Raw genomic sequence first — 25,019 nt, forward strand, 5'->3', positions numbered from 1 at the left:
GCCCGCCCGGGCGGCAGTGTGTCCGGATTCACTGAACGCCAACAGCATTCATGGCCGCGCAGCAACGCTGCGCGGCCATGAATGTGTCACTTACGGACGCATCTCGTAGGCGCCGTCGTACGCGACGACCTCGCCCCACACGCGGTCGAAGCGGGCCCGGTCGGCGACCGGAGGACGCAATGCCGAAGCGGCCCAACCCTGCTGGTCGGGGGTGGCGGACGGCTTGCCGTACAGCGTGGTGGCGTAGGTGTTGAAGTCACGGATCTGGAAGTCGAAGATCTGGTCGAGCAGATCGCGGTCCAGGCCGGTGATCGCCGCCTGCTCCAGCACCAGCTGGCCGTAGACCACCAGGGAGAACAGGTGGCCGATGGTCAGCATGAAGTCCAGGTCCTTCTGCTGAGCGGCATCGGGGGCCGCCGTGCTGAGCAGCGTGCGCAGCGCCTGCGCCTGCTCGAAGAAACGCCCGACGTTCGGGATGTCGGCGTGCTTCTCGTAGGCCGGGGTCCAGTCCGCGAACTGCACCTTGCCCGCGCCGCGCGCCGGACCCTGATGCCAGAAGAATTCGTCGTCGGCCGCGTCCTGGCGGGTGCCGACCTCCGGGTAGTCCTTCGGGTTGAACAGGTAGTTCGGCATGAACTTCAGGATCTGCCCGACGTTCACGTGCACCGTGCCCTCGAGCCTGGGCAGCGTGTTGATCAGGCGCTGCACCTCGGCGAAGTAGGTGTTCTTCTCGAATCCCTTGGCGGCGAGCACATCCAGCAGCAGCGTCATCACCGTCTCGCCCTCGGAGGTCACCTTGGACTTCGTCATCGGGTTGAACAGCAGGTAGCGCCGGTCCTCCAGGCTCGCGGTGCGGAAGTAGTCGACGGCGCGGTCGCTGAACAGCTTCATCGCCACGATGCGGGCGTAGGCGTCGACGAAATTCGTGCGCACGTGCGGGAAGTCGGTGACCGGGTTGCCGTACAGGATCCGGTTGTTGGCGTGCGTGATCGCCTCGTAGAAGGAGTGCTCGACCATGCCGATGCCGCCGTGGCACAGGTTGAACTTGCCGACGTTGACGGTGTTCAGCGCCGCAGAGAACGCCTCGGGGCCGGTGTGCAGGATGTCGGCCGCGGTCACCGGGTAGTTCTCCAGGCGGAACGTGCTGACATACATCTGCTGGTGCACGACATTGCCGAGCAGCCGGTAGTTTTCGTGGCGGGAGTCCGCGGCGAACCACACGTAGCCGTCGGCGCCCTCGATGTCGGCGCGGCGGGAGAACACCGAAACCATGCTCGCCACATTGCCGTTGCCGATGTAGTACTTCTCGCCGTTGGCGCGGAACAGGATTCCAGCCTCGGCGTCGGCGCTGCCCGGCTCGGTCGGAGTGAGCACCAGGTCGGTGTTGTAGATGTCGGCGCCGTGCGTCTGCTCGGACAGACCGAACGCCATCACCTGCCCCTCGGCCAGGTCGGCGGCCGCCTTGCGCTTGGCTTCCTCGTTGTCGCTCTGCCAGATCGGGCCGAGGCCGAGGATGGTCACCTGCTCGGCGTACCAGTAGGCCAGGCCGTAGAAGCCGAAGATCTCCGAGAGCGCGGCGTTGCGGGCCGCGTCCCAGCGCCGGTTCTCGTCGCCGTCGGCGTACGCGGCGGGGGTCAGGAAGGTGGCGAACAGCTTCTCCTTCGCGACGAAGTCGAGAAAGTCCGCCGTCCACACCGCGTCCGCGTCGTCGACCAGCAGCTGCTGCTTGCCCCGCGACTCGAACCACTCGATGGTGGCGCGCAGCAGGCGCCGAGTCTCGGCGTCGAACTGCTGCGGGTCGTAGGTGGCCGGGTTGAACAACAACGCATCGGTGCTCGTCATGCCGTTAACTTACCAGCGAGTAACAGCAGTCCGAAGCGGGTCTACCCCACTTCACAAAGCAAATCTCCCCTACGCCACCGTAGGTCCGTGCCCAGGCCCGCTGATGTCACCGGAGGCTTCGACGAGATCGACAAAGCGCCGCAGGATCGGCCATGGCACTGAGCTACCCGACGTCGAAACGTGCCAGTGATCACCCGACCAACTCCGGAAGTGGGCGGGTGCGTGGATTTCGTGGCGGAGCTCGGGTGGTTGGGGCGCGAAGTGCGAGCGGCCCCGGTGGAAGTCCACCGGGGCCGCTCGGTTCGAGTGTGACTAGCCGCGCACCCTGGCGACGACTGTGGTGACTGCCGCGTCGGCGGGGATTTCTTCGGACTCGCCGGTGAAGCGGTTGCGGAGTTCGACCTTGCCTTCGGCCCAGCCGCGGCCGATGACGAGGACCAGTGGCATGCCGAGCAGTTCGGCGTCCTTGAACTTCACGCCCGGCGAGGCGGTGCGATCGTCGAAGAGCACGTCGAGGCCGTTGGCGTGCAGGCCTGCGACCACCTCTTCGGCGCCGGCGCGGGCCGCGTCGTCCTTGTTCGCGATGACGACGTGCACGTCGAACGGCGCGACCGCGGCGGGCCAGCGCAGGCCCTTGTCGTCGTGCTGCTGCTCAGCGATCACCGCGACCATGCGCGAGACGCCGATGCCGTAGGAGCCCATGGTGAGCCGTACCGGCTTGCCGTTCTCGCCGAGCACATCGACGTCGAACGCGTTGGTGTACTTCTGGCCGAGCTGGAAGATGTGGCCGATCTCGATGCCGCGGGCGGACACCAGTGCGCCGCGACCGTCGGGCGACGGATCGCCGTCGCGGACCTCGGCGGCCTCGATGGTGCCGTCCGGCACGAAGTCGCGCCCGGCGACCAGGCCGACCACGTGCTTGCCCTTGGCGTCGGCGCCGGTGATCCAGGCCGTTCCGGTCCCGATGCGAGGATCGACCAGGAAGCGAACACCGTTGGCCTGCAACGCCTTCGGACCGATGTAACCCTTCACCAGGAACGGGTTGGCGGCGAAGTCGGCGTCGGTGAGCAACTCGACCTCGGCGGGTTCGACGGAGGCGCCGAGCCGCTTGTCGTCGACCTCACGGTCGCCGGGCAGGCCGATGCCGACGATCTCGGACTTGCCGTCCGGGTGGCGCAGCTTCACCATCACGTTCTTGAGGGTGTCGGCCGCGGTGACCGGACGGCCGAACTGCTTGTCGATCCCGGCGCTGTTGGCCCAGTCGACGAGGGTCGCGATGGTCGGCGCATCCGGGGTGTCGTGCACGACGGCCTCGGGCAGCCCGTCGACAGGCAGCGGCGCGGGCGCAGGCGTGATGACCGCTTCGACGTTGGCCGCGTACCCCGATTCGAGGCAGCGCACGTAGGTGTCCTCGCCGACGGGGCTGTCGGCCAGGAACTCCTCGGACGCACTGCCGCCCATCGCGCCGGAGGTGGCCGCGACGATGACGTACTTGACCTGCAGCCGCTCGAAGATGCGCTGGTAGGCCTCGCGGTGCGCGTTGTAGCTTGCCTTGAGCCCGTCCTCGTCCAGGTCGAACGAGTACGAGTCCTTCATGATGAACTCGCGCCCGCGCAGGATGCCCGCGCGGGGCCGCTCCTCGTCGCGGTACTTGTTCTGAATCTGGTAGAGGGTGACCGGCAGATCCTTGTAGGAGTTGTATTCGCCCTTCACGGTGAGCGCGAACAGCTCCTCGTGGGTGGGGCCGAGCAGGTAGTCGGCGCCCTTACGGTCCTGCAGCCGGAACAGGCTGTCGCCGTACTCGGTCCACCGGTTGGTCGTCTCGTACGGGTCGCGCGGCAGCAGCGCGGGCAGTGAGATCTCCTGGGCGCCGATCGCGTCCATCTCCTCGCGCACCACGTCTTCGACCCGGCGCAGCACGCGCAGCCCGAGCGGCAGCCAGGAGTACACGCCCGGCGCGATGCGCCGCACGTATCCGGCACGGACGAGCAGTTTGTGGCTGGGCACCTCGGCGTCGGCGGGATCGTCGCGCAGGGTACGCAGGAAAAGTCGAGAGAGGCGGGTGATCACGGATGCACAGGGTAGTCGCTGACAAGACGATGCTCGAAGCGCATTACCGTATTCGCTCGTGCTGGTGCTGCTGCCTCCCTCCGAAACCAAGTCCGACGGTGGTACGGACGTACCGCTCGACCTGGCTGCCCTGTCGATGCCGCAGCTCACGGCGGTGCGCGAGCGGCTCGTCGACGAAGTGATGAAGCTGGCCACCGACCCGGCGGCGAGCCGTGCCGTGCTCGGGCTCGGCAAGGGGGCTGATACCGAGATCGCCAGGAACGCGGCGCTGCGCACGGCACCGACGCGGCCCGCGCTGGAGCGCTACACCGGCGTGCTCTACGACGCGCTCGACGCGAGCTCGTTCACCAAGCCGCAGCGCGCCAAGGCATATGCGCGGCTCGGCATCGGCTCCGCGCTGTTCGGCGCGGTCAGGGCGAGCGATCCGATCCCGGCCTACCGGCTCTCCGGCGGCTCGAAACTGCCGGGCCTGCCGACCCTTTCCGCGGTCTGGCGCGATTCGCTCGCCGACGCGCTGCTGGCCGAGGCCGCCGGCGATCTCGTCGTCGACCTGCGCTCGGGCACCTATCAGCAGCTCGGCCGGGTGCCCGGCGCGGTCACCGCCAACGTCCTCACCGAGCATCCCGACGGCAGCCGAACCGTGGTGAGCCACTTCAACAAACACCACAAGGGTCTGCTCGCCCGGGCCCTCGTGCTCACCCGCGCCGAACCCACCGATGTGCGCGGTCTCGCCCGCGTCGCCGACAAGGCGGGCCTGCGCACCGAGATCGCCTCCCCGACAGAACTTTTGATCATCACCTGAGCCTCGAACTGCGGATTTCGCACACCTTCTGTGGATTCGCACTCGTTCTGGGCCTCCAGAAGGGGTGCGGATGCGCACAAGGGGTGCGGATTTCGGATCGCGAGGCGACGCGTCAGTCCGCGGAGGTGAGGGTCGTCAGCTCGCGGGCCAGGTTCGCGCGAGCTGCGGTCTCGTAACGGGTTCGCGCCGTTGCGGTTCGGAAGAGCCTGGGCTGCTGCACCAGCCCTTGCAGTACCGCGGCACGGCCTGCTCGGAACAGATCGTCGGGCACGTGCCGATATTCGGCGCGAACCGCGGCGGTGTACTCGGCGTATCCCTGTTCGTCCGCAGCAAGCACCGCAAGGTCGGCGTCGCACAGCACACCGCCGTTCCGGTCGTCGTCTGCCGGATCGTGCCCAGCGGTGAGACGCACCAATCTGGCCACCTCCCGAACGAGTTCCGGTGCCGCGCCCAGTGATTCGAGAATGTTTTCGGCCAGCACAGCACTGGCTTCCTCGTTGTCCGCACGATCGACCGCATACACCGCATCATGAAAGAACGCCGCATATCGCACCGCGTCGACATCATCGGCATCCCCGGCCAGTTCATCGATGACACCGAGCATCGCCGCGAGGTGGGTCACCGTGTGATACCGCCGATGCGGCTCCTGATACCGCCCGATCAGCTCCTGGCCGACCGTCGACGCCTGTGCCCCAGCGAGTTCCGCCCACCGCGCGAGCAGATCCGCTTCCTTCGATGTCCCCATCCGCACAGTCTGACGAACCACCCCCGCACTCGACAATGCCCCTTGCCGTGTGGTTTCCGGCACGTGCACCGACGGAGCGGCAATAAATGAGATGCGGCGAGCCACGGCGGCTCGGTACCGTGGCTCCAGCGCTCGGGGCGTCCGGAACGGGAGGATTCGGATGCCTCGGGCCTCATGTTGGTGCACCGCGCGGATCGCGCGGCGGGGAGGTTGTGAATGACGAAACTCAATCAGATCATTGCGGTGGAGAAGGGCATCAAGAGCGACGCGCTGCGCGAGCTCGCCGAGGCGCATGGTTCGCTGCAGAAGGCGCCGTTGCTGGCCGGTATCGCGCGCACCTATCAGCCGAAAGACGAAGAGGGTGAGCAGCTTCCGCCGGAGTCGACCCGGGTGCAGGTGAAGTCCGAGCAGGTGCTGCGCGAGACCGCGACGACCCTGACCCGCCTGTTCGATGTCACCGCGACCAAGGATTGGGCGAACACCGAAGCCAACGCCGACGTGACCGTCGACGGCGAGACGTTGCTGCGCGCGGTGCCGGTTTCGTACCTGTTGTTCCTGGAGAAGCAGCTGGCCGACCTGCACGCGTTCGTGAAGAAGCTGCCGGTGCTCGACGCGGCCGAGTCGTGGTCGTTCGACGACTCCACCGACACCTGGCGCACCGACACCGTGCGCACGATCCGCACCAAGAAGGTGCCGCGCAACCACGTGAAGGCCGAGGCGACCGAGAAGCACCCGGCCCAGGTCGAGGTGTACTACGAGGACATCGCGATCGGCTACTGGAACACGGTGCGGTTCTCCGGCGCGCTGCCTGCTCGACGGGTCAACGAGCTGGCCGACCGCGTCGAGAAGCTGCAGCGGGCAGTGAAATTCGCGCGGGAAGAGGCGAACGGCACCGAGGTCACCGACCGCAAGACCGGTGAGGCGATCTTCGGATACCTCTTCCGCTGAGACCGGCCCGGGGCGATACTCGTCCCGGGCCCCACGAACTCCCCCGCCGCGGGCGGGGGATGCGCAAAGAGCGCAAAACTCAAACTGAAGCTCAAGCTGAAATACACGGCGTCAGTGGGGGTTCGAGTCCCCCTCCGGGCATCCATGCTCGGGTAGCCCAACTGGTAGAGGCAACCGTGCCAATCTCAGACTCTCGCTCCAGCACGAGTATTCGCCGCCGAACAGCGCAGCACGAGGAAAGGACATGCCCGCGACGAGATGCCGGTTCAACACCGGTCTTCCGCGCCCATGCGGAGGTGGTCTAAACGTATGACGCGTCGCTGTTTGTGAACCTCATCCGATCCCACCGCTGCGGTGTGCGAATTGGGCGGCATTGCTGGAACCCGGGAGCAGGCTACGCTCCCGGGTTCCCCAATATCCGCGACATCGCCGACCGGCAACGCCCATCGATCAACCAGCGCCGCTCCGGCCGACCGAACCCGCGTCCCCTGATCTATACGCGGGCTCGACATCGACACGCACCGGCTCTGGTTCCCCCTGCGGCCCTTGACCTTCCAGAGTCTCGTGCCGATCGATGGCGTACTGCAACGCCAGCGCGGCGAATATCACTGCCGCACCGAGAATCTGATGCGCGTGCAGCACGTCACCGCGCACCCCGATACCGAGTCCCACCGCAACCAACGGCATCAGATAGAACGCGAGACCCGCCTGCAACGGCCCGACCGTCCCGATCAACCAGTAGTTGAGCAGGAACGCCACCGCCGTGCCGACGCCCATCGCGACCAGCGAACCGACCACCGCGGCAGTGGGATCCATCGGCCGCGCCAACTGCGGCGCCGTCACCACCAGCATCAGCAGCCCGGCGACGATCGCCTGGCTGGCCGCCAACGCCACCTTCGAGTAGCCGAGCGTGCTGATCAGATGCTTCGCGTACGCGTAGGCAATGGCGTAACAGACGGCGCCGGCCAGGCAGGCAAGCTGCCCCGCCAGCGACGATCGCGACGTCTCGCCCCACGGCGCCATCAACACGATGATCCCGCCGAACCCGAGCACCGAGGCGACCACCTCACCCCGACTCCCCTTGTGCCGCAACAACAGCCAGACCACCGGCAGCGAAGCCAACGGCGTCACGCTGTTGTAGATGCCCGCCGTGCTCACCGACACCTGCTGCTGCCCCCAAGCGAACAGCAGCCACGGCAACGCCTGCCCGAGGACACCCATCAGCAGCAGCCGCGCCCAGATTCCCCAGCCACGCGGCAACTGCCGCCGCATGACCAGGCAGCAGACCAGCAGGATGGCGCCGCCCAGCCACAGTCGTGCTGCCACGATCTGCGCCGGATCGGCGCCCTCCAACGCCACATCGACCAGCAGGAAGTTGGATCCCCAGATAGCCGCAAGCGCGATCAGAGCAAGGCGGCTAGCGGCAAGCACGTCAATGCCTTTCCCGTCGCCACGGGATAGGAGTCGGTGAAGATCCGCAGCCCACCGTCGGCGTACCAGGACATGATCTGCCCATCGAGCCGCGCCCGATGCTCGATGATGTCGACCACCGCCTTGGCGCATTCGTTGAGCTCCTCGTGCCCGACGAACGAGAATTCGGCGAGCAGATCCAGGCTGACGGCCTCGTGTTCCTCGTCCTCGTTGACGCCGGAGTGCGCGGCGATCGGCTTGAAGAACTCCTCGGACAGATCGTTTTCCCGGCAGCGGGCCAGGAACAGGTCGAGGAAGTCCGGTTCCGGCTCCTCCATCGGGAACAGCGTGCTGATGATGCCGAGCGGGAACTGGTAGGCATGCACGCCCATCGACGCCATGATCGACATCGTCGCGGGCAGCGGCTGCATCTGCAGCAGCTGTTCGCGAGTGATACCAACGGCTTTCAGCGACTTCTCCAGCATCCGATCATGGTTGCGTTCGGCTTGATAGAACGCCATGAACTGCTGCCAGACCTCGATGCCGATGTCGTCGCGCGCCAGCAGCGGAGCCAGCGCACGCGGGCACAGGTGCGTGACATGCCAGTACTCGATCGCATACCCGATGATCTGGTCGCGGCTGACCGTCCCCGCTTCCAGCGCATCGGTGAACGGGCTGTTGATCGTCGCGCGCGCGGTGTCGGCCGCCCGCTTGAGGTGGGCATACGCGCCGACACCGGTGGTTCCGCTCGCCGGCGCGACCGGCGCGGAGTCCACCAGCATGCCGTGCTCGTCGAGCGCGGCCAGCACCGCACCGAATTCTTCGCGGCTGCCGGGGAATTCGGCGGCGAGCTGGTCGGCGGAGCTGGTGCCCGCCGCCAAAGCGTCGAAGAAACGCCGTGATTCGTCGGTACGTCCTTCGAGGTACTCCAGCTCGATCCAGTGCCGGTCCGCCAGATACGACAGCCGGACACCGTCGCCGGTCTCCTTGCGCTCGACCGCAGCTCGCAAGGTCGGGCGCCGCAGCAATTCATGACCGGCCATCGTCAACTCCTGCCGTCGTGATCAGAGTCGATGCGCTGAGCGTGCGCACCAGGGGGCGAGCCGCATTGCCGTAGTACTCGAGCACCCCGTTGAAGAACTCGGCGTACGCCTCGACGAACAGATGCGCCTTGCCGACCAGGCGTGCGGTGGTGCCCGCGGGCAACGGAGGCAAGGCCGCGAAGAACTCCCGGCTCACGCTGCCGTGATCGTGACCCGCGTTCACTTTCGCGTGCTGACGCATCGGCTCCACGAAATGTGCTGGGATTCCTGCGATTCCACAGGCGCGCAGGAACGAGTCGTAGGTCGCGCCTTCTTCCTCGCTCTGTTCGAGGCGTCCTTCGAGAATCCCGATGGTCGCAATGAAGAACAGCGGATCGGTGCGCGCCCACCAGGACAGCAATTTGATCAAGCCCGATGTGGTGGACAGCGGCCTGGCCGAAACCAGGTCTGCGCGCGCGATGCCGAGGCCTTCGAAGGCACGGACAACGATGTCGTCGTGCCGGTGTTCCTCGTGATAGAAATCGTTCGCCATGGTGCGGATCGCATCGCTGCTCGGATAAGCGAGGATCGCCGAGTCGAATTCGCATTCCCTGGACAGGAAGAACCAATTCTCCAGGCCGAACCCGTAATACACGTGCGGCTCGACCTGCTCGGGATGATCGAGTATCGCCCGCCAGAACGGCCCGTCGAAGACGAGCTCCTCCAGCAGCCGGTTCACGACGTGTTCGACACTGCCGAGAACGGCCATCGGCGCTTCGGCCGCTGGCTCGGCGCGGTCGGCGAGCAGGCCCGCGATCTGCGCGGGCAGCAGGATGGTGGTGAGCTGGTCCGGCGCGACGCCCGTCTTCGCCGAGATTTCGGCGAGCGACGCGGACCCGTCGGTCGAGCGCAGCACCGCACCCAGTTGCTCGGCGGTGACCTCCCCCTCCGGCTCGACCTCGAATGTCACCTCCCCGCTACGTAATTCGAGAGTGGCGGCGGAGGTTTCCGATACCTCCGCCAAAAGCTGTGGTTTGCCCGGGATTGTTCGAGTCACCGCGCCGTCGACCTTTCGTACAAAGAATTCACAGGGCGGGTGGGGCGCCCCACGAGGGACCGCCCCATCCTTAACTCAGCTGCTGACTCAGAGGTGAACTGCGGTCAGAGCAACAACTTTCGAAGTGCGACGAATTTTCATGACACCTCCCCTCAGGGACCTGCGCCCATGCCTTCGCTTCGCTGACGCTCAGCTCCGGCATAACCGCATGGCGGCTGTGTTTGATCGCTCGCTTCGCTCGCCAGGCGCCAACCGCTTGGGGGCTGATGCCGAGCGGCTAACGAGTTGTCCGATGATCGGACGACAAAAGACTATCGCAATGATTCAAAAATTATGCCAAATCCATTGGCCTGCTTGACATTAGAGCGAAAGCACCCCCAGTTCTATGGGCATGACATTCACGGTTCCTTCATCCGCGAAAGTTGCATGCCGGATTTTGCGCGGCGAACTATGCAAATGCGACAGCAGACCACCGCAAGGTGAATGAGCGATCACAAACCATACGCACTCACCTATCGATGACGCCGGTAAACAAGCCCCGACCGGAACGGGTCGAGCCCGGGAGCGGACTGCGCTCCCGGGCTCGATTGTGCTGTGCGGCTGTGTACTACCGCTCGACGGCGGCGAGCAGCTCGCGAATCTTCGCGGCGCCGACGGGCGTCCCGCCGTTCTCCCAGAACGGAAGTGCCTTCGCGTACACGTCGGCATAGGCGGAGGTGCCCACCTGGAAACGCCAGCTCTCACTCAGCGGGCCCGCATCGACGGCGTCGTAGCCGAGGACGTCGAGCAGTTGCGTCACAGCGGCTTTCGCATCGGCGTCATCGCCTGCGATCGGCAGCGCGGTGCGGTCCGGCGATCCGGCAGGCGTAGCCAACTGGCCGAGGTGCAGGAAGTAGATGTTGTTGAACGCCTTGACCACCTTCGAGGTCGGCAGGTGCTTCTGCAACAGCTCACTGGAGGTGATCGTGCCCTCTTCCAGTTCGGGGAAGGTGCCGTCCCGATCCGGGTAGTAGTTGTTGGTGTCGATCACGACCTTGCCCGCCAACGGGGCGACCGGCACCTGCTGGTAGTTGCGCAGTGGCACGGTCACCACCACGATGTCCCCCGCCGCGGCCGCCTCGTCGGCGGTCGCCGCCCGAGCGCGTGGCCCGAGCTCCGCGACAAGATCGGTGAGGGTCTCCGGGCCGCGCGAGTTGCTCAGCACGACATCCAGTCCTGCGGCGATGGCAAGTCGCGCCACCGTGCCGCCGATGTTCCCGCTACCGACCAATCCAAGGGTTGTCATACACCGTCGAACGGCCCGACGACCTGCGATGTTCCGGTTTGCCCTGTCCTGTGCCGTTTACCACACCCTGATCACCGGGCGTTAGCGGTGAGGTCGCGGATGAGCAGGGCGGCGTGCAGCGAGGTGCGGGATTCGCCGTTGTCCAGATCGACGGCGAGGATGCGTTCGATGCGGGCCAGCCGGTCGTAGAGGGTCGGCCTGCTGATGTTGAGCCTGCGCGCGAGATCGGTCTTGTTGCCCGCCAGATCGAGGAACTGGCGCAGCGTGGTGGTCAGGTCGGCGGCGTACCGAATGTCGTAGCGCAGCAACGCACTCAGCTCGGTTTCCGCGAACCGCTGGACGCCGGGTTCGTTGCGGATCAGTGAGAGCAGCCCGCGCAACCGCACGTCGCCACTGCGATAGAACGGCCGAGGCACCGAATCCGCCAGCGAGAGGGCCACTTCCGCGACGTGCGCGGCATGCGGCAGCTCGTGTGCGGTGTCGAGCAGCGAATCCGATTCCGCGCCAACGCCGATCACCACCCGCTGGACGCCGTCGACCCGGCGCACCTCGCCGGTGAGCGTCGTGCACGCGATCGTCAGGCTCTCGTCGAGGTCGCTGCGCGGCAGCGCGAGGATCATCCCGACCCGGTCGCCCTGGTCGGCGGCGGTGAGCGCGGTCACTTTCGCCAGTCCGAGCCCATGCGTGACGGCGTCCAGGATGCCTGCGGCCCGTCGCTGCCTGGCCACCGGATCGGTCTCGTCGACCGCGGCGATGTCGATGGCAAGCGGCACATAGGCGGCCCGCCGGGCCACACCGAGCGCGGCGGCCCGCGCCACCGCGTCCCGTTCGTCCAGCACCCGGCCGTTGACCATGTCGTCGATGAGCCCGGTCTGGGCCTGCCGGTGCAGGCCGAAGCGGTCCTTCTCGATCATCCGGTGCAAGGTGAGTGTCTGCGCGGCCCGCTCGAGCACCATCGTGGCGCGGGCGGTCGGCACGTCACCGGCCCGCAGGATCAGCCGCCCCCAGCGCTGCGGATGCGGGCCGACCGCCACCGCGTCCCACCCGTCGGGCAGCAGCCGCGAGGTGGTCTCCCAGTCGTCGAGCAGCGCCGAGGTGGACGCGTGCTTGGCCGTGAAGGTGAGCACCCGGTGCGCCAGATCCTCCAGCACCACCGACGAATCCAGAATCCCCGCAGCGGTTTTCACGATCTCGGCGAGCGAGGCGCGGCGCACGCTGAGGTCGGTGAAGGTCTCGTGCACGGTGCGCGCGAACTCGAGCTCGGCGTACTGCTCGGCCACGATGACCCGGTGCACCGCCTCGGTGATCTCGACGAAGCGGGTGATCTGATGCAGCGCGATCACCGGCAACCCGAGCGCGTCGGCGGTCTGGCCGACGATCGGCGCGAGCACCGGAACATAGCCACCGAGCTCGATGACCAGCCCCGCCACTCCGGCGGCGGCCAACGCGGTCAGATAGCCGACCGTCGCGATATCGCCGTGACTCATGGCCTGCCCGGTGGTCAGGATCAGTTCCCCACCGACCAGCAGTTGCGCCACGTCCGCGACGTCGCTGACATGCACCCAGCGCACCGGCCGGTCCAGCGATCCGCCGCCGACGATCTCGGGCTGCCCGGCCCGCACCACCGGCATCGCCAGCACATCGGCCACGGAGGGAAGCACCGACGAATCGTAATACGAAATCCGAAAACATGTACAGATCGTCGGCCCGTCCAGCAGGGTTCATGGCGGAGAGTGGTAACCAAGCAGGCGTCCGTCCGCCGACGCATCGCGACACGCACGGATCGAACCGAAACGAGGAGAAATGCAGACAATCGCGCACTGGCTCGACGGCAAGGCTTTCGCTGGCAGCAGCGAGGCGACGGCCCCGGTGACCAACCCGGCGACCGGCGTGGTGACCGGGCAGGTCGCCCTGGCGAATGTCGCGGACACCCGCGCGGCGGTCGACTCGGCCGCCGACGCCTTTCCCGCCTGGCGCGACACCTCGCTGGCCCGGCGCACCCAGATCCTGTTCCGGTTCCGCGAGCTGCTCAACGAGCGCAAGGAAGAGCTGGCAAAACTGATCACCGCCGAGCACGGCAAGGTGCTCGCCGACGCGATGGGCGAGGTGAGCCGCGGCCTCGAGGTGGTCGAATTCGCCTGTGGTGTCCCGCATCTGCTGAAGGGCGGCTACACCGAGAACGCGTCGACGAAGGTGGACATCTTCTCCATCCGCCAGCCGCTCGGCCCCGTCGCGGTGATCTCGCCGTTCAATTTCCCTGCGATGGTGCCGATGTGGTTCTTCCCGCTGGCGATCGCGGCGGGGAACACGGTGGTGCTCAAGCCGAGCGAGAAGGATCCGTCGGCGTCGCTGTGGCTGGCCGAGCTGTGGGAGGAAGCGGGTTTGCCCGCAGGCGTTTTCAACGTCGTGCAGGGCGACAAGGTCGCGGTCGACGAGCTGCTGGACAACCCGCGCATCAAGGCCGTCTCGTTCGTCGGCTCGACGCCGATCGCGCAGTACGTCTACCAGCGCGGGACCGCGGCGGGCAAGCGGGTGCAGGCGCTCGGCGGCGCGAAGAACCACATGGTGGTGCTGCCGGACGCCGACCTCGACCTGGCCGCCGACGCCGCGGTCAACGCCGGATTCGGTTCCGCCGGTGAGCGATGCATGGCGATCAGCGTGGTGGTCGCGGTCGGTGGTGCGGGCGACGAACTGGTCGGCAAGATCACCGAGCGGGCTCGGACCATCAAGACCGGCGACGGCACCCGCGACACCGACATGGGTCCGCTGGTCACCCGCGCGCACCGCGATCGGGTCGCCGAGTACATCGCGGCGGGCGAATCCGCAGGGGCCACGGTCGTTCTCGACGGCCGCGGCATCGAGGCCGACGGCGAGTCGGACGGATTCTGGCTCGGCCCGACGATTCTCGACCACGTCGGCACCGAGATGAGCGTCTACTCCGACGAGATCTTCGGCCCGGTGCTGTCGGTGGTGCGGGTGGACAGCTATGACGACGCGCTCGCGTTGATCAACGACAATCCGTACGGCAACGGCACCGCCATCTTCACCAACGACGGCGGCGCGGCCCGGCGCTTCCACAACGAGGTGGAGGTCGGCATGGTCGGCATCAACGTGCCGATCCCGGTGCCCATGTCCTACTACAGTTTCGGCGGCTGGAAGAACTCGCTGTTCGGCGACTCGCACGCGCACGGCACCGACGGCGTGCACTTCTTCACCCGAGGCAAGGCGGTCACCACGCGCTGGCTCGACCCGAGCCACGGCGGGATCAATCTCGGCTTCCCCGAGAACAAGTAGCGAAAGCCCCGACAACTACCGTTGGTCGATAACCCACTGACGCAGGAGAATTCGCCGATGACCCTCCCGAACGGATTGACTCCGGAGGCCGCAAGCCAGCAGGCGGCCCGCGCGTACGAGCTCGATCGCCGCCACGTCTTCCACTCCTGGTCCGCCCAGGCACAGATCAACCCGATGACGATCACCGCAACCCAGGGCTGTTATGTGTGGGACGGCGACGGCAATCGGCTGCTCGACTTCTCCTCGCAGTTGGTGAACACCAACATCGGCCATCAGCATCCGAAAGTCGTTGCCGCGGTGCAGGAGCAGGCGGCCACGCTGTGCACCGTCGCACCGCAGCACGTCAACGCGGCACGGTCGGAGGCGGCGCGGTTGATCGCCGAGCGGACCCCCGGTGAGCTGAACAAGATCTTCTTCACCAACGGCGGCGCCGAGGCCGTCGAGCACGCGGTGCGGATGGCCCGGCTGCACACCGGTCGCTACAAGGTGCTGGCCCGCTACCGCTCCTATCACGGTGGCACCGAGACCGCGGTCAACCTGACCGGCGATCCGCGACGCTGGCCCAACGATCACGGCAATGCCGGTGTCGTGCATTTCTTCGGACCGTTCCTCTATCGCACCCAGTTCCACGCGAGCAACGAAACCGAAGAGTCCGAGCGCGCTTTGGCCCATCTCGAACAGACCATCGCGTTCGAGGGGCCGAGCACCATCGCGGCGATCGTGCTCGAATCCATCCCGGGCACAGCGGGAATCATGGTTCCGCCGCCGGGATACCTGGCAGGCGTGCGGGCACTGTGCGACAAGCACGGCATCATCCTCATCGCCGACGAGGTGATGTCCGGCTTCGGCCGCACCGGAAAGTGGTTCGCGATAAACCATTTCGACGTCGTGCCCGATCTGCTGACCTTCGCCAAGGGCGTGAACTCCGGGTACGTGCCGCTCGGCGGCGTGGCGATCTCCCCCGCCATCGCGGCCACCTTCGATGATCGAGCCTACCCCGGCGGCCTCACCTATTCGGGCCACCCGCTCGCGACCGCGGCCGCGGTCGCGACGATCACCGCGATGGCCGACGAACGAATCGTCGAGAACGCCGCCGACATCGGCGCCGAGGTGCTCGGCCCCGGCCTCCGCGAACTCGCGGCACGGCATCCGAGCATCGGCGAGGTCCGCGGCACCGGCGTGTTCTGGGCGCTCGAACTCGTCCGGGATCGCGCCACCCGCGAACCGCTCGCCCCGTACGGCGGGACGAGCCAGGCGATGACCGAGCTCGCCGCGGAATGCCGGGCCGCGGGGCTGCTGGTGTTCATCAACTTCAACCGGCTGCATGTGGTGCCGCCGTGCGTAGTGAGCGCGGCCGAAGCCAAGGAGGGCCTGGCCCTCCTCGACCAGGCGCTGACCGTGGCGGACCGGCACACCGTGTGAGCACAGGACGGCATTCCGGCCTGCCCGGCCGGAATGCCGTTCGCCACCGGGTTGTTTCAGCTAAGCGTGACCGATACAGCTGCGCTTTCCGAGGATCTGAAGAAGTACGTGGACGAGTCCAAGGTGTTCGCGACGGTGGCCACCGTCGGCGCCAACGGGCATCCCCACCTGGTCGTCACCTGGCTCATCCGAGACGGTGAGGACCTGCTGTTCTCCACAACGACCGATCGCCAGCAGGGCAAGAACCTGGCCAGGGACCCGCGGATCACCGTGCTGGTCAACCCGCCGGAGAACCCGTACGTCTACGCGGAAATTCGCGGGACGGCGACGCTGACGCCGGACCCGGAACGGACGTTCGCCGACGTGATGTCGATGAAGTACTCGGGCCAGAAGTACCGGGACTTCAACCCGGCCTCCGTCAACGACGGTCCCCGCGTCATCGTCCGCATCACCCCGAAGAAGATCACCGGCCGCCTCTGATCCCGCGCCCAGCGGGCTCAGGCCTGCTGGGCCTCTTCCTGCGCATGCTGCGCCTGCGCCGCCTCCGCCGCCGTGTATCGGATGGCGAGGGCGATCAGCAGGGTGAGCAGCACACCGACGCCGCACAGGAACAACGCGAGGGTGTAGCCGCTGCTCAGCGCGTCGAGCTGAGAATTGTTCATGGCGCTCGGCTTGATGGTGTTGCTGCCGCCCTTCGCCAGGGTGCGCGAGACAACGACCGGACCGAGGAAGCCGAGCGCCAATGCCGGTCCGAACGCGAGCAGCATCTGGCCGACCGCGCTCAGCGGGCCGATCTCGGTGGCCTCGACGCCGACGATCAAGCACAGCGGCACGATAACCAGCACGATGCCGACGCCGGTGCCGATCACCAGGAACAGCACGAGCAGCGTCGGCAGATTCGCGGTGCGGTCCAGGGTCGAGCCGAACACCAGCGCGACGGCCGCCAGGCCCGCGCCCGCGGCGATCAGGATTCGCGGCGCCACCCGCATGACCAGCTTGGAGGTCAGCCCGCCGCCGACGCCCATGCCGATGGTGAACGGAATGAAGATCAGACCGGCTTGTAAAGCGCTGTAGCCCAGCACATTCTGCACGTACTGCGCGCCGAAGACCGAGATGCCGCCCATCACGCCGCTAGCGAGCAGCACCGCGAGCAAGGTCGCGACCCGGTCCCGGCTGCTGAACAGCGACCAGGGCAGCAGCGGGTTGTCCACATTGCGCTCCGACAGGATGAAGGTGATCAACAGGACGCCGCCCGCGACGAGCGAGCCGATGATCACGGGGTGCCCCCAGCCCAACACGGGACCTTCCATGCCGCCGAACACCAGCGTGGCGACGCCGATCGTGGCGAGCACCGCACCGCGCACGTCGAGGGTGAGGCGATGGTGCTCGGTGTCCCGCAGGCAGCGCATCGCACCAACGAATACCAGCACGCCGATCGGCACATTGATCAGGAAGATGCCGCGCCACCAGACATCGGCCAAGGCACCGCCGACCACCAGGCCGCCGACCGAACCGACACCGACCATCGCGCCGAAGATCGCGATGGCCTGATTGCGCGCCTTACCCGGCGCGAAGGTGGTTGCGACCAAGGCCAACGCAGTGGGCGAGGCGAAGGCCGCGCCGACACCCTGCAGCGCCCGCATGCCGATCAGCATGCCGCCGTTGATCGCCAGACCGCACAGCAGCGAGGAGACGGTGAACAAGCCGACCCCGAGCAGGAACATCTTCTTGCGTCCGAACGCGTCACCGACCCGCCCGCCGAGCAGCATGAGCCCGGCATAGGTGAGTGCGTAGGACGTGATCACCCAGTTCGCACTGGACGAGGTCATGCCGAAATCCGCCTGCAGGCGCGGGACCACCAGAATCATGACCGTGCCGTCCAGCACGCTCATCAGCTGCATCCCACTGAGTACGAGAATCGCGAGCCCGAAAGCTCGCTGCGTCACGGGATACTGCATCGGCGCAGCGGGGTTCTGGAGCACAGTGAGCCACTGTAATTGATTCCGGTCGGCACCAGACTTCGGCTGCGTGCTCAGCCTGCCGTCGACTCGTCCCCGGAGAATCCGGCCGTCGGGCCGATCACCACGATCGCGGGCGGCCGGATGCCTTCGGCACGCACGCGCGCGGCCACCGTGCCGAGGTCGGCGCGCAACACCCGTTGGGTGCGCAGCGTGCCTTCCTGGATGACGGTCGCCGGCGTGCTCGCGGCGCGCCCGCCGTCGATGAGCGCGGTCGCGAACTGCTCGATCCGCTCCACCGCCATCATCAACACCAGCGTCCCGCGCAACCGGCCGAGCGCGGGCCAGTCGACCAGCGAATCCGGGTGATCCGGCGCGACATGTCCACTCACCACCACGAATTCGTGGGTGACCCCGCGATGGGTCACCGGAATACCTGCGGCCGCAGGCACCGAGATCGGGCTGGTGATGCCCGGCACCACGGTCACCGGGATCCCGGCATCGACACACGCTTCGAGTTCCTCGAAGCCACGGCCGAACACGTACGGGTCGCCGCCTTTGAGCCGCACCACGAACTTGCCCGCTTTGGCGCCTTCGATCAGCGCGGCATTGATCGCATCCTGCGCCATCGCCCGCCCGTACGGAATCTTCGCCGCGTCGATCACCTCGACCTCGGGGCCGAGCTCTGCCAGCAGTTCCGGCGGCGCCAGCCGGTCGGCGACCACCAGGTCCGCGCGGGCGAGCAGCCGCCGTCCGCGCACCGTGATCAGATCCGGATCACCGGGCCCACCGCCGACCAGCGCGACACCGGGCGCGATCGGCGTCGAATCATCGGTCACCACACCGGATTGCAGCGCTTCCAGCACCGCGTTGCGCACCGCGGCCGAGCGCCGGTGCTGACCGCCGGCCAGCACGCCGAGGGTCATCCCGTCGTAGCGCGCCGTCGCGGGCGTCACCGCGGTGCCGAGTCGCGCGGTATCCGCACGCACGCAGAAGACCCGCCGCCGGGTGGCTTCCGCGACCACGGCCGCGTTGGTCTCCGGCTCGTCGGTGCACGCCATCGCATACCAGGCGCCGTCGAGGTCGCCGTCGGCGTAATCGCGCAGCGTCAGCGTGATCTGCCCGGCGGTCGCCATGCCCTCAACCGCGGGGGTGACCTCGCGGCTCACCACGTGCACCTGCGCACCGGAGGCGATGAGCAGCCCGAGCCTGCGCTGTGCCACCGTGCCGCCGCCGACCACGACGACGCGGCGGCCGTCGAGATCGAGCCCGACCAGATAGTTCGGATCCCCGTGCTTCGGGGAGGCGGATACCGCCTGGTCATCGGGGGCTTCTGGGGTGTTCGACACAGTTTTCGAGCCTACGGCCTCGCGTTGCGGCCACCGCAATCGACTCGGTCACGACAGGTACGGCGCCGTCCGCACCCGGGCACACCGCGCTCGACCAGCGGGAAATGGTCGAGGCCGACGCGCGGGTCACCCTCTGGCGGTGGCGCGGAAGCGGCCGGGCATTCCTATACTCGGGCGCATGAAGCGCTGGCGTCGGGCTATACGAATGATGGCGATGATGTTGATCTGCGTGCCGATGACGGCCGTGGTGGCGAATGCTGAACCCGCGCCTTATGTTCCGGCGCCGGGGATCGAAGCGAAGTACTTCGAGCAGGGGCCTGCGGCGGTGACCGAGCGGATCGGATTCGCGTGTTGTGACAGCACCGGGGCGAAGTTCGACGTGTGGTATCCGACGGATCTGGGTACCGCGCGCCATCCGATCGTCGTGTGGGGCAACGGAACCAACGCCGTGCCGAGCCAGTACACCTACCTGTTGCGGCATTTGGCGTCGTGGGGGTTCGTGGTGATCGCCACCGAGAATCAGCGCACCGGATCCGGGGTCGACATCCGCAAGTCGCTGGACTATCTGCTTGCCAGGGACGAGGATCCGGCCAGCGAGTTCTTCGGGAAGCTCGATCGGACCGCCGTCGGCGCGATGGGGCATTCGCAGGGCGCGTCCGGCGTGCTCAACGCGATGCGCGATTCCGCAGGGGCCATCAAGACCGTTGTACCGCTGGAGCTTCCGGCGCAGACCTGGTGTTCGAATTCGATCGCCTGCGCCGATACCCGTTCGCTGACATCGGGATCGGTGTTCCTGGTGAACGGATCCACCGACGCACTCATCTCCCCGTCGCATCAGGCACTGCCGTGGCAGACGGAGGGGTTGCAGTCGAATCAGGGCTACTACGAAGCGACTCCGGCGAACGTGTCGAAGGTGTGGGCCACGCTCGACGGCCCGAACCACAACGATGTTCAAGGCCAGCCCGGCTGTTACGGCGCGTCGTTCCCCTGCACCACCGGGGTCTACGGATATCTCGGCTACCCGACGGCCTGGTTGCTGGCTCAGCTGACCGGCGATGCCACCGCGCGCGCCGCCTTCCGCTCCGGCGGCGAGCTGTTCGGGCCGTCGCCCAATTGGCACAACCAGGTCGGCGGCGTCACCGACTGAAGCGAGGGCGGGCGAACTGTCCGCTAGGCGGCGCCGATTGACGTACAGTTCGTCCGTTGCCGATGCGGTCACCACCGACGAGTGTTCATACATGGCTACGACCGATGACCCGCCGCTGGCCGCCGAATACGCCGATCGCGTCATCGCGGTAGAGCCTGGCGGCAACGAGTACATCCCCGACGAGGCCAGGCACGGCCGCCCCCGGCAGCTGTTCTGGACCTGGACGTCGCCGAACCTGGAGTTCGCGACGATCTTCATCGGCGTGCTCGCGGTCACCGCGTTCGGCATGAACTTCTGGCAGGCGAGCCTCGGCCTCGCGGTGGGCGTCGGGCTCGGCGCCGCCGCGCATGCCGTGCTGTCGGCGCGCGGGCCGGTGCACGGCGTGCCGCAGATGGTGCTCGGCCGCTTGGCCTTCGGGTACCGCGGCAATGCGCTGCCCGCCACATTCATGTCGATCATGTGCGGGGTCGGCTGGTTCGCCACCAACAGCGTCAGCGGGGCGTTCGCGCTGAACAGCCTGACCGGCATGCCGAAACTCACCGCGCTGGCCTTGATCGTGGTGGCGCAGACCGGGTTTGCCGCCTTCGGCCACAATCTGGTGCACGCGTTCGAACGGATCGTGTTCCCGGTGCTCGCGGTCGTGTTCGTCCCGGTGACCGTGGTGATCTTCGCCAAGGCCGACCTGGGTGCCGCCGCACCGGCGGGCGGAGTGGGTGGCATCGGCGGGTTCTTGCTGACCGTCGGCACTGCCTTCGGCTACACCGGCGGCTGGAATCCGTACGCGGCGGACTACTCTCGCTACCTGCCACGCAGCGTGTCGCGGGTCGCCACCGGCGGGTATGCGGCGGCCGGACTGTTCGTCTCCTGTCTCTGGCTGTCCGCCCTCGGCGCAGCTTCGGCCACCATCGTCAGCACGGTCAATGGCAGCCCAACCGACATCTTCACCGCGAATCTGCCGGACGCACTGGCCAAGCTGACCCTGCTCGCCATCGCGCTCGGCGCGGTCGCGGCCAACGCGTTGAATGTGTATTCGGGCGCAATGGCATTCGTGACGATCGGCCTGCGGCTGCCGATCCGCACCCAGCGCGCCGTCGTCTCGATCGGCTTCGGCGCCATCGGTTTTCTGGTCGCCTGGTGGGCCCTCCCGGATGCCGCCGCCAGCTACGAGGCGTTCCTGCTGATCGTCGCGTACTGGATCGGCCCATGGTTGGGCGTGATGCTCGTCGACCAATACCTGCGTCGCGGCCGCACCATCGATGACCTCCTGTATGACCGCCGGTACACCAATTGGCCTGGCGTAGCAGCATTCCTGTTCGGCCTGGCAGTCTCGGTCCTGCTGTTCTCCCACCAGGCCAAGTTCACCGGCTACCTGGTCCGCCAACTCCCCGACCTCGGCGACATCACCTTCTTCGTCGGCTTCCTACTCGCCGGCGCCGCCTACGCAGCCCTGGCAACCCGCCCGCCACGTCCCACTCAGTGAGCCGCACGCTCACGAGTGGTACATGGTGGAGGCGACACGCCGCAAACGCCTCCGTCATGTACCACTCGTGAACCTCCTTCCGCGCGAACGGGACATGGCTGCACCAACTCTCGCGCCGGAACCACGCCGAGGCGGCGAGCCTCGCATCGACGTGAGAGAAGTGGTCGCCGACCCGCATTGACTGGAGAGAAATGGTCGCAGAGCGGCGTTGACGGTAGCCGAATGGTTGCAGATTCCATTGAGAGTAGTCCAATAGTTGCCGAGCCACATTTGGCGGGAGAGAAATGGTTGTTGCCCCATCGACGGGAGTCAAATGGTTGATCAACTTCATCGACGGTAGTCATATGGTGGCAGTACGCACCGAGACGCCCACCATTTGACTCCCGTCGATTTCTTTCAAGATCTTTGAACCGGACCACAGCCAAGCAACCCGGTCTGGAACAAGAGAACCCGCACCTGACAGCGGAGGTCAGCCGGGTACGGCACACGACGCCACCACGCTATCCAGTGCAAACCCCGAGACCGTCCCGCTCGCCAGGAAACCGTCCAACCCGCGGATAAACCACCACCCCAAACGCAACACGCCCTACGAAACCCACACCACCCCCCAAAGCCGCGCCCCTCCAAAGCCGCGCCCGTCCGAGGCCGCGCCCGTCCGAGGCCGCGCCCGTCCGAGGCCGCGCCCCTCCGAGACCGCGCCCCTCCAAAGCCGCGCCTGTCCAAGGCCGCGCCTGTCCAAGGCCGCGCCCGTCCAAGGCCGCGCCCGTCCAAGGCCGCGCCCCTCCAAGGCCGCGCCCCTCCAAGGCCGCGCCTGTCCAAGGCCGCGCCTGTCCAAGGCCGCGCCCGTCCAAGGCCGCGCCCGTCCAAGGCCGCGCCTGCCCGAGGCCGCGCCCGTCCAAGGCCGCGCCCGTCCAAGGCCGCGCCCGTCCAAGGCCGCGCCTGCCCGAGGCCGCGCCTGTCCAAAGCCGCGCCCGTCCGAGGCCGCGCCCCTCCGAGGCCGCGCCCCTCCAAAGCCGCGCCTGTCCGAGGCTGCGCCAGTCCAAAGCCGCGCCCGTCTGAGGCCGCGCCCCACGGGCCGGGTTGGTCTGCGCACGTGCCGCTTTGGGCTCGGCGAAGGCAGAGCTCCTTCGGGTCCACGGTCTCCTGACGAGTACGGCAGCCAAGGGTTTGCACCGGATTAGCGTGGTGGCGTCGTGTGCCGTACCCGGCTGACCTCCGCAGTCGATCACGCGATGTTTCGTCCCAGCCGGGTCGCTTGGCTGTGGTCCCGTTTCGAAACCTTCAAGATCAAAGACTATTTCCCGCATACCTTTTGATTTCTCGCATACGATTTCGCATGCCATTTCGTGTGCGGGAGCTCAGAAAGTGTGCGGGAAGGCAAAAGGTGTGCGGGAATCGAGGGGTTCGTGATCGAAGGACTCGAATCTTCGCTTCCAAGCCCGTGCACACCGAAAATCCGCACCCCTTCTGTGGTTCCGCACCCCTTCTGTGGTTCCGCAGCCGGGGTCCACAAACGTTCCGTACGGTTCACAGAGGCTGTGGGGTCTGTGAACCGTATGGAACCTCTGTGGAACACAGAGCTTTCATGTGTAGGTCGCGAGGCGGTGGGCGCATAGGGCCAGTAGTAGCGTTCCGGCTAGGGCGGGGGTGCTGGGGTCGTAGCCGAGGAGGTCTCGGATGCGGTCGAGGCGTTGGTACAGCGATTGGCGGCCGATGTGGAGGGCGGCTGCGCTGCGGGTGGGGCTGCCGCCGTTGCGGAGGTACACCTCCAGGGTGCGGGCGAGGTCGCTGTGATGGGTTGTGTCCCAGTCGATCAGCGGCGCAATTGTGGTGGCGATGAGGCGGGTGCGTTCAGTGGCGGGCAGGGATTCGACGACGAGTTCGGTGGCCAGTTCGCGGCAGGTGGAGATGGGGCTGGTCGCCAGCCAGTCGCGGCGGTGGCGGGTCGCCAAACGCAGGGCGGACCTTGCCGCTTCCAGCGAGCCGGTCAATGCGGCGGCGGTGAATTCGCATGGATCACCGACCACCAGGGTGACACCCTCGGTGCTGTTGCCAGCGAAGGCGTTGCGCAGCACGCGCACCGATTCGCCGACCGGATCGGCTATCGCCTTGTCCATGGCGAGTATCCCGAAGGTGGTCGCATGGACCTCGGCGACCAACGCCTGCGTACCGAGTTCCTTTGCCGCGGTGTCGATCAGCCGGGCCGCGATGCGCGCATCCGGCGCGTCGGCCGCCACCGGAACCAGCGTGCGCCCCGCGAGACCCGGTCCGCCCGCTGCCGCTGCCCTGCGCTTCAGGTCGGCCTGCCGGATCAGCTTGGCGTCCAGCAGATCCGCGAGCAACGTCGCCGCCGCGACCTGCGGGCGCCCGGTCGGCGTCCCCGAATTCGCCAGTGCCAGGCCGAGGCTCGGGGCCGACTGGTCGACGATCGCGGCGAGCGTCGCACTGTCCACCGCGGCACCCTGGCCTGCCGTCAGGGTCCCCCACACGTTGTCCCGCGCGTGAATCTGCGCCGAGGCCGCCGCGGATTCCACTGCGGCCCAGGCGGATCGATCATCGTCGACGCCGTGTGCGGCGATCAGCGCGCCATTGCCGCTCGTGACGATCAACGCAGACTGCGTCACCGCACCGATCCTGGCGAGCAGCTGCGCGAGCCCGCTACCGGCCGCGAGCTCGCCGACGAGATCCTGTGCGAGCGCGTTGAGCAGCCGCAGCGACCGCACCTCACGCGACACGATCTCGGTGTTCGCGGCGCGACACAGATCGATGAACGGCACCACGGTGCGCAACGCCACCAACGGCAGGCTGTGCCGCGACGCCTCCGCCACCATGTCCGGCGGGATGGCATCGAAGGTGCGGCCGAGTTCCACCACCACCCCGGCGACCGCACGCCCGGCGATCTCCCGCAGATAGTGCCGCCGCGTCCCCGCGTCCACCCCGGCCAACCCGAGGCCGGTGGTGAGCAGTAACTCACCACCGGACAGCAGCGGGCTGATCTCGTAGATCTCGCTCGAATGCACCCAGCGCACCGTCCGATCGAGTGCGCCGTGACCTGCGAGAACCTGTGGATCGGCGGCCGCGAACTGATCGTCGAGCAACTCACGCACGGTGGGCAACATACGGTCATCCTGTCATCTCGGACCGCCTCCGAGGTTGACGATCTGTACGTTGCGATCGAGCCGCCCGCC

The 25,019-nt window shown here is 67.2% G+C and carries 18 protein-coding genes; 7 read left to right on the top strand and 11 right to left on the bottom strand.

What is annotated here, in order from left to right; genetic code table 11:
- Window positions 1-90: 90 nt before the first annotated feature.
- Together ACGFNJ_RS27830 and ACGFNJ_RS27835 are read right to left on the bottom strand one after the other, a co-directional pair.
- Window positions 91-1,842 (bottom strand): acyl-CoA dehydrogenase family protein, encoded by a 1,752-nt coding sequence (locus ACGFNJ_RS27830; RefSeq protein WP_393454289.1) that lies wholly within the window; start codon window positions 1,840-1,842, stop codon window positions 91-93.
- A 312-nt stretch (window positions 1,843-2,154) separates the two neighbouring features.
- Window positions 2,155-3,912, bottom strand: a complete 1,758-nt coding sequence (locus tag ACGFNJ_RS27835; protein WP_393454292.1) for a proline--tRNA ligase — start codon at window positions 3,910-3,912, stop codon at window positions 2,155-2,157.
- Between the two features lie 58 nt (window positions 3,913-3,970).
- On the opposite strand from ACGFNJ_RS27835, the gene yaaA reads away from it, so the two are divergent.
- Window positions 3,971-4,714 (top strand): peroxide stress protein YaaA, encoded by a 744-nt coding sequence (gene yaaA / locus ACGFNJ_RS27840; RefSeq protein ID WP_393454295.1) that lies wholly within the window; start codon window positions 3,971-3,973, stop codon window positions 4,712-4,714.
- 112 nt (window positions 4,715-4,826) lie between these two features.
- On the opposite strand, the gene ACGFNJ_RS27845 is transcribed toward yaaA, so the two are convergent.
- Window positions 4,827-5,459, bottom strand: coding sequence for a metal-dependent phosphohydrolase (locus tag ACGFNJ_RS27845; protein WP_393454298.1), 633 nt, complete (start codon window positions 5,457-5,459; stop codon window positions 4,827-4,829).
- Window positions 5,460-5,675: 216 nt separating this feature from the next.
- On the opposite strand from ACGFNJ_RS27845, the gene ACGFNJ_RS27850 reads away from it, so the two are divergent.
- Entirely contained in the window at window positions 5,676-6,407 is a 732-nt protein-coding gene (locus ACGFNJ_RS27850) for a hypothetical protein (protein ID WP_393454301.1), read from the top strand.
- Window positions 6,408-6,857: 450 nt separating this feature from the next.
- Here ACGFNJ_RS27850 and ACGFNJ_RS27855 read toward each other — a convergent pair whose 3' ends face one another.
- From ACGFNJ_RS27855 to ACGFNJ_RS27875, 5 genes are all read right to left on the bottom strand, one after another.
- Window positions 6,858-7,838 (bottom strand): DMT family transporter, encoded by a 981-nt coding sequence (locus tag ACGFNJ_RS27855; protein WP_393454304.1) that lies wholly within the window; start codon window positions 7,836-7,838, stop codon window positions 6,858-6,860.
- The gene (locus tag ACGFNJ_RS27860; protein ID WP_393454307.1) at window positions 7,811-8,860 is read right to left on the bottom strand and encodes a hypothetical protein; all 1,050 of its coding nucleotides are present in this window, start codon (window positions 8,858-8,860) and stop codon (window positions 7,811-7,813) included. The genes ACGFNJ_RS27855 and ACGFNJ_RS27860 overlap by 28 nt, the downstream gene beginning before the upstream one ends.
- Window positions 8,847-9,896, bottom strand: a complete 1,050-nt coding sequence (locus ACGFNJ_RS27865; protein WP_393454310.1) for a hypothetical protein — start codon at window positions 9,894-9,896, stop codon at window positions 8,847-8,849. Before ACGFNJ_RS27865 ends, ACGFNJ_RS27860 begins: the two co-directional genes overlap by 14 nt.
- A 607-nt stretch (window positions 9,897-10,503) precedes the next feature.
- Window positions 10,504-11,181 (bottom strand): NADPH-dependent F420 reductase, encoded by a 678-nt coding sequence (locus tag ACGFNJ_RS27870; protein ID WP_393454313.1) that lies wholly within the window; start codon window positions 11,179-11,181, stop codon window positions 10,504-10,506.
- Between the two features lie 71 nt (window positions 11,182-11,252).
- Window positions 11,253-12,842: a PucR family transcriptional regulator gene (locus ACGFNJ_RS27875; RefSeq protein WP_393454316.1), complete on the bottom strand. Its 1,590-nt coding sequence runs from the start codon at window positions 12,840-12,842 to the stop codon at window positions 11,253-11,255.
- A 142-nt stretch (window positions 12,843-12,984) separates the two neighbouring features.
- Between ACGFNJ_RS27875 and ACGFNJ_RS27880 the strand changes: the two genes are divergently transcribed.
- From ACGFNJ_RS27880 to ACGFNJ_RS27890, 3 genes are all read left to right on the top strand, one after another.
- Complete coding sequence (locus tag ACGFNJ_RS27880) at window positions 12,985-14,475, top strand: CoA-acylating methylmalonate-semialdehyde dehydrogenase (protein WP_393454319.1); 1,491 nt, start codon at window positions 12,985-12,987, stop codon at window positions 14,473-14,475.
- Between the two features lie 57 nt (window positions 14,476-14,532).
- A complete protein-coding gene (locus ACGFNJ_RS27885) occupies window positions 14,533-15,897 on the top strand; it encodes an aspartate aminotransferase family protein (RefSeq protein ID WP_393454321.1) in 1,365 nt (454 codons plus the stop codon).
- Between the two features lie 66 nt (window positions 15,898-15,963).
- Window positions 15,964-16,377, top strand: a complete 414-nt coding sequence (locus ACGFNJ_RS27890; RefSeq protein ID WP_393454324.1) for a PPOX class F420-dependent oxidoreductase — start codon at window positions 15,964-15,966, stop codon at window positions 16,375-16,377.
- A gap of 17 nt (window positions 16,378-16,394) precedes the next feature.
- On the opposite strand, the gene ACGFNJ_RS27895 is transcribed toward ACGFNJ_RS27890, so the two are convergent.
- Both ACGFNJ_RS27895 and cobA read right to left on the bottom strand, forming a co-directional pair.
- A complete protein-coding gene (locus ACGFNJ_RS27895) occupies window positions 16,395-17,855 on the bottom strand; it encodes an MFS transporter (RefSeq protein ID WP_393455335.1) in 1,461 nt (486 codons plus the stop codon).
- A 74-nt stretch (window positions 17,856-17,929) separates the two neighbouring features.
- Entirely contained in the window at window positions 17,930-19,204 is a 1,275-nt protein-coding gene (gene cobA, locus ACGFNJ_RS27900; protein WP_393454326.1) for a uroporphyrinogen-III C-methyltransferase, read from the bottom strand.
- Between the two features lie 178 nt (window positions 19,205-19,382).
- Here cobA and ACGFNJ_RS27905 point away from each other — a divergent pair, with 178 nt between their 5' ends.
- The gene (locus ACGFNJ_RS27905; protein WP_393454329.1) at window positions 19,383-20,351 is read left to right on the top strand and encodes a hypothetical protein; all 969 of its coding nucleotides are present in this window, start codon (window positions 19,383-19,385) and stop codon (window positions 20,349-20,351) included.
- 91 nt (window positions 20,352-20,442) lie between these two features.
- Window positions 20,443-21,831: a purine-cytosine permease family protein gene (locus ACGFNJ_RS27910; protein WP_393454332.1), complete on the top strand. Its 1,389-nt coding sequence runs from the start codon at window positions 20,443-20,445 to the stop codon at window positions 21,829-21,831.
- Window positions 21,832-23,414: 1,583 nt separating this feature from the next.
- Here ACGFNJ_RS27910 and ACGFNJ_RS27915 read toward each other — a convergent pair.
- A complete protein-coding gene (locus ACGFNJ_RS27915) occupies window positions 23,415-24,950 on the bottom strand; it encodes a PucR family transcriptional regulator (RefSeq protein ID WP_393454335.1) in 1,536 nt (511 codons plus the stop codon).
- Between the last annotated feature and the right edge of the window lie 69 nt (window positions 24,951-25,019).

It is taken from the genome of Nocardia sp. NPDC049149, from assembly GCF_043197455.1.
Classification (GTDB): Bacteria; Actinomycetota; Actinomycetes; order Mycobacteriales; family Mycobacteriaceae; genus Nocardia.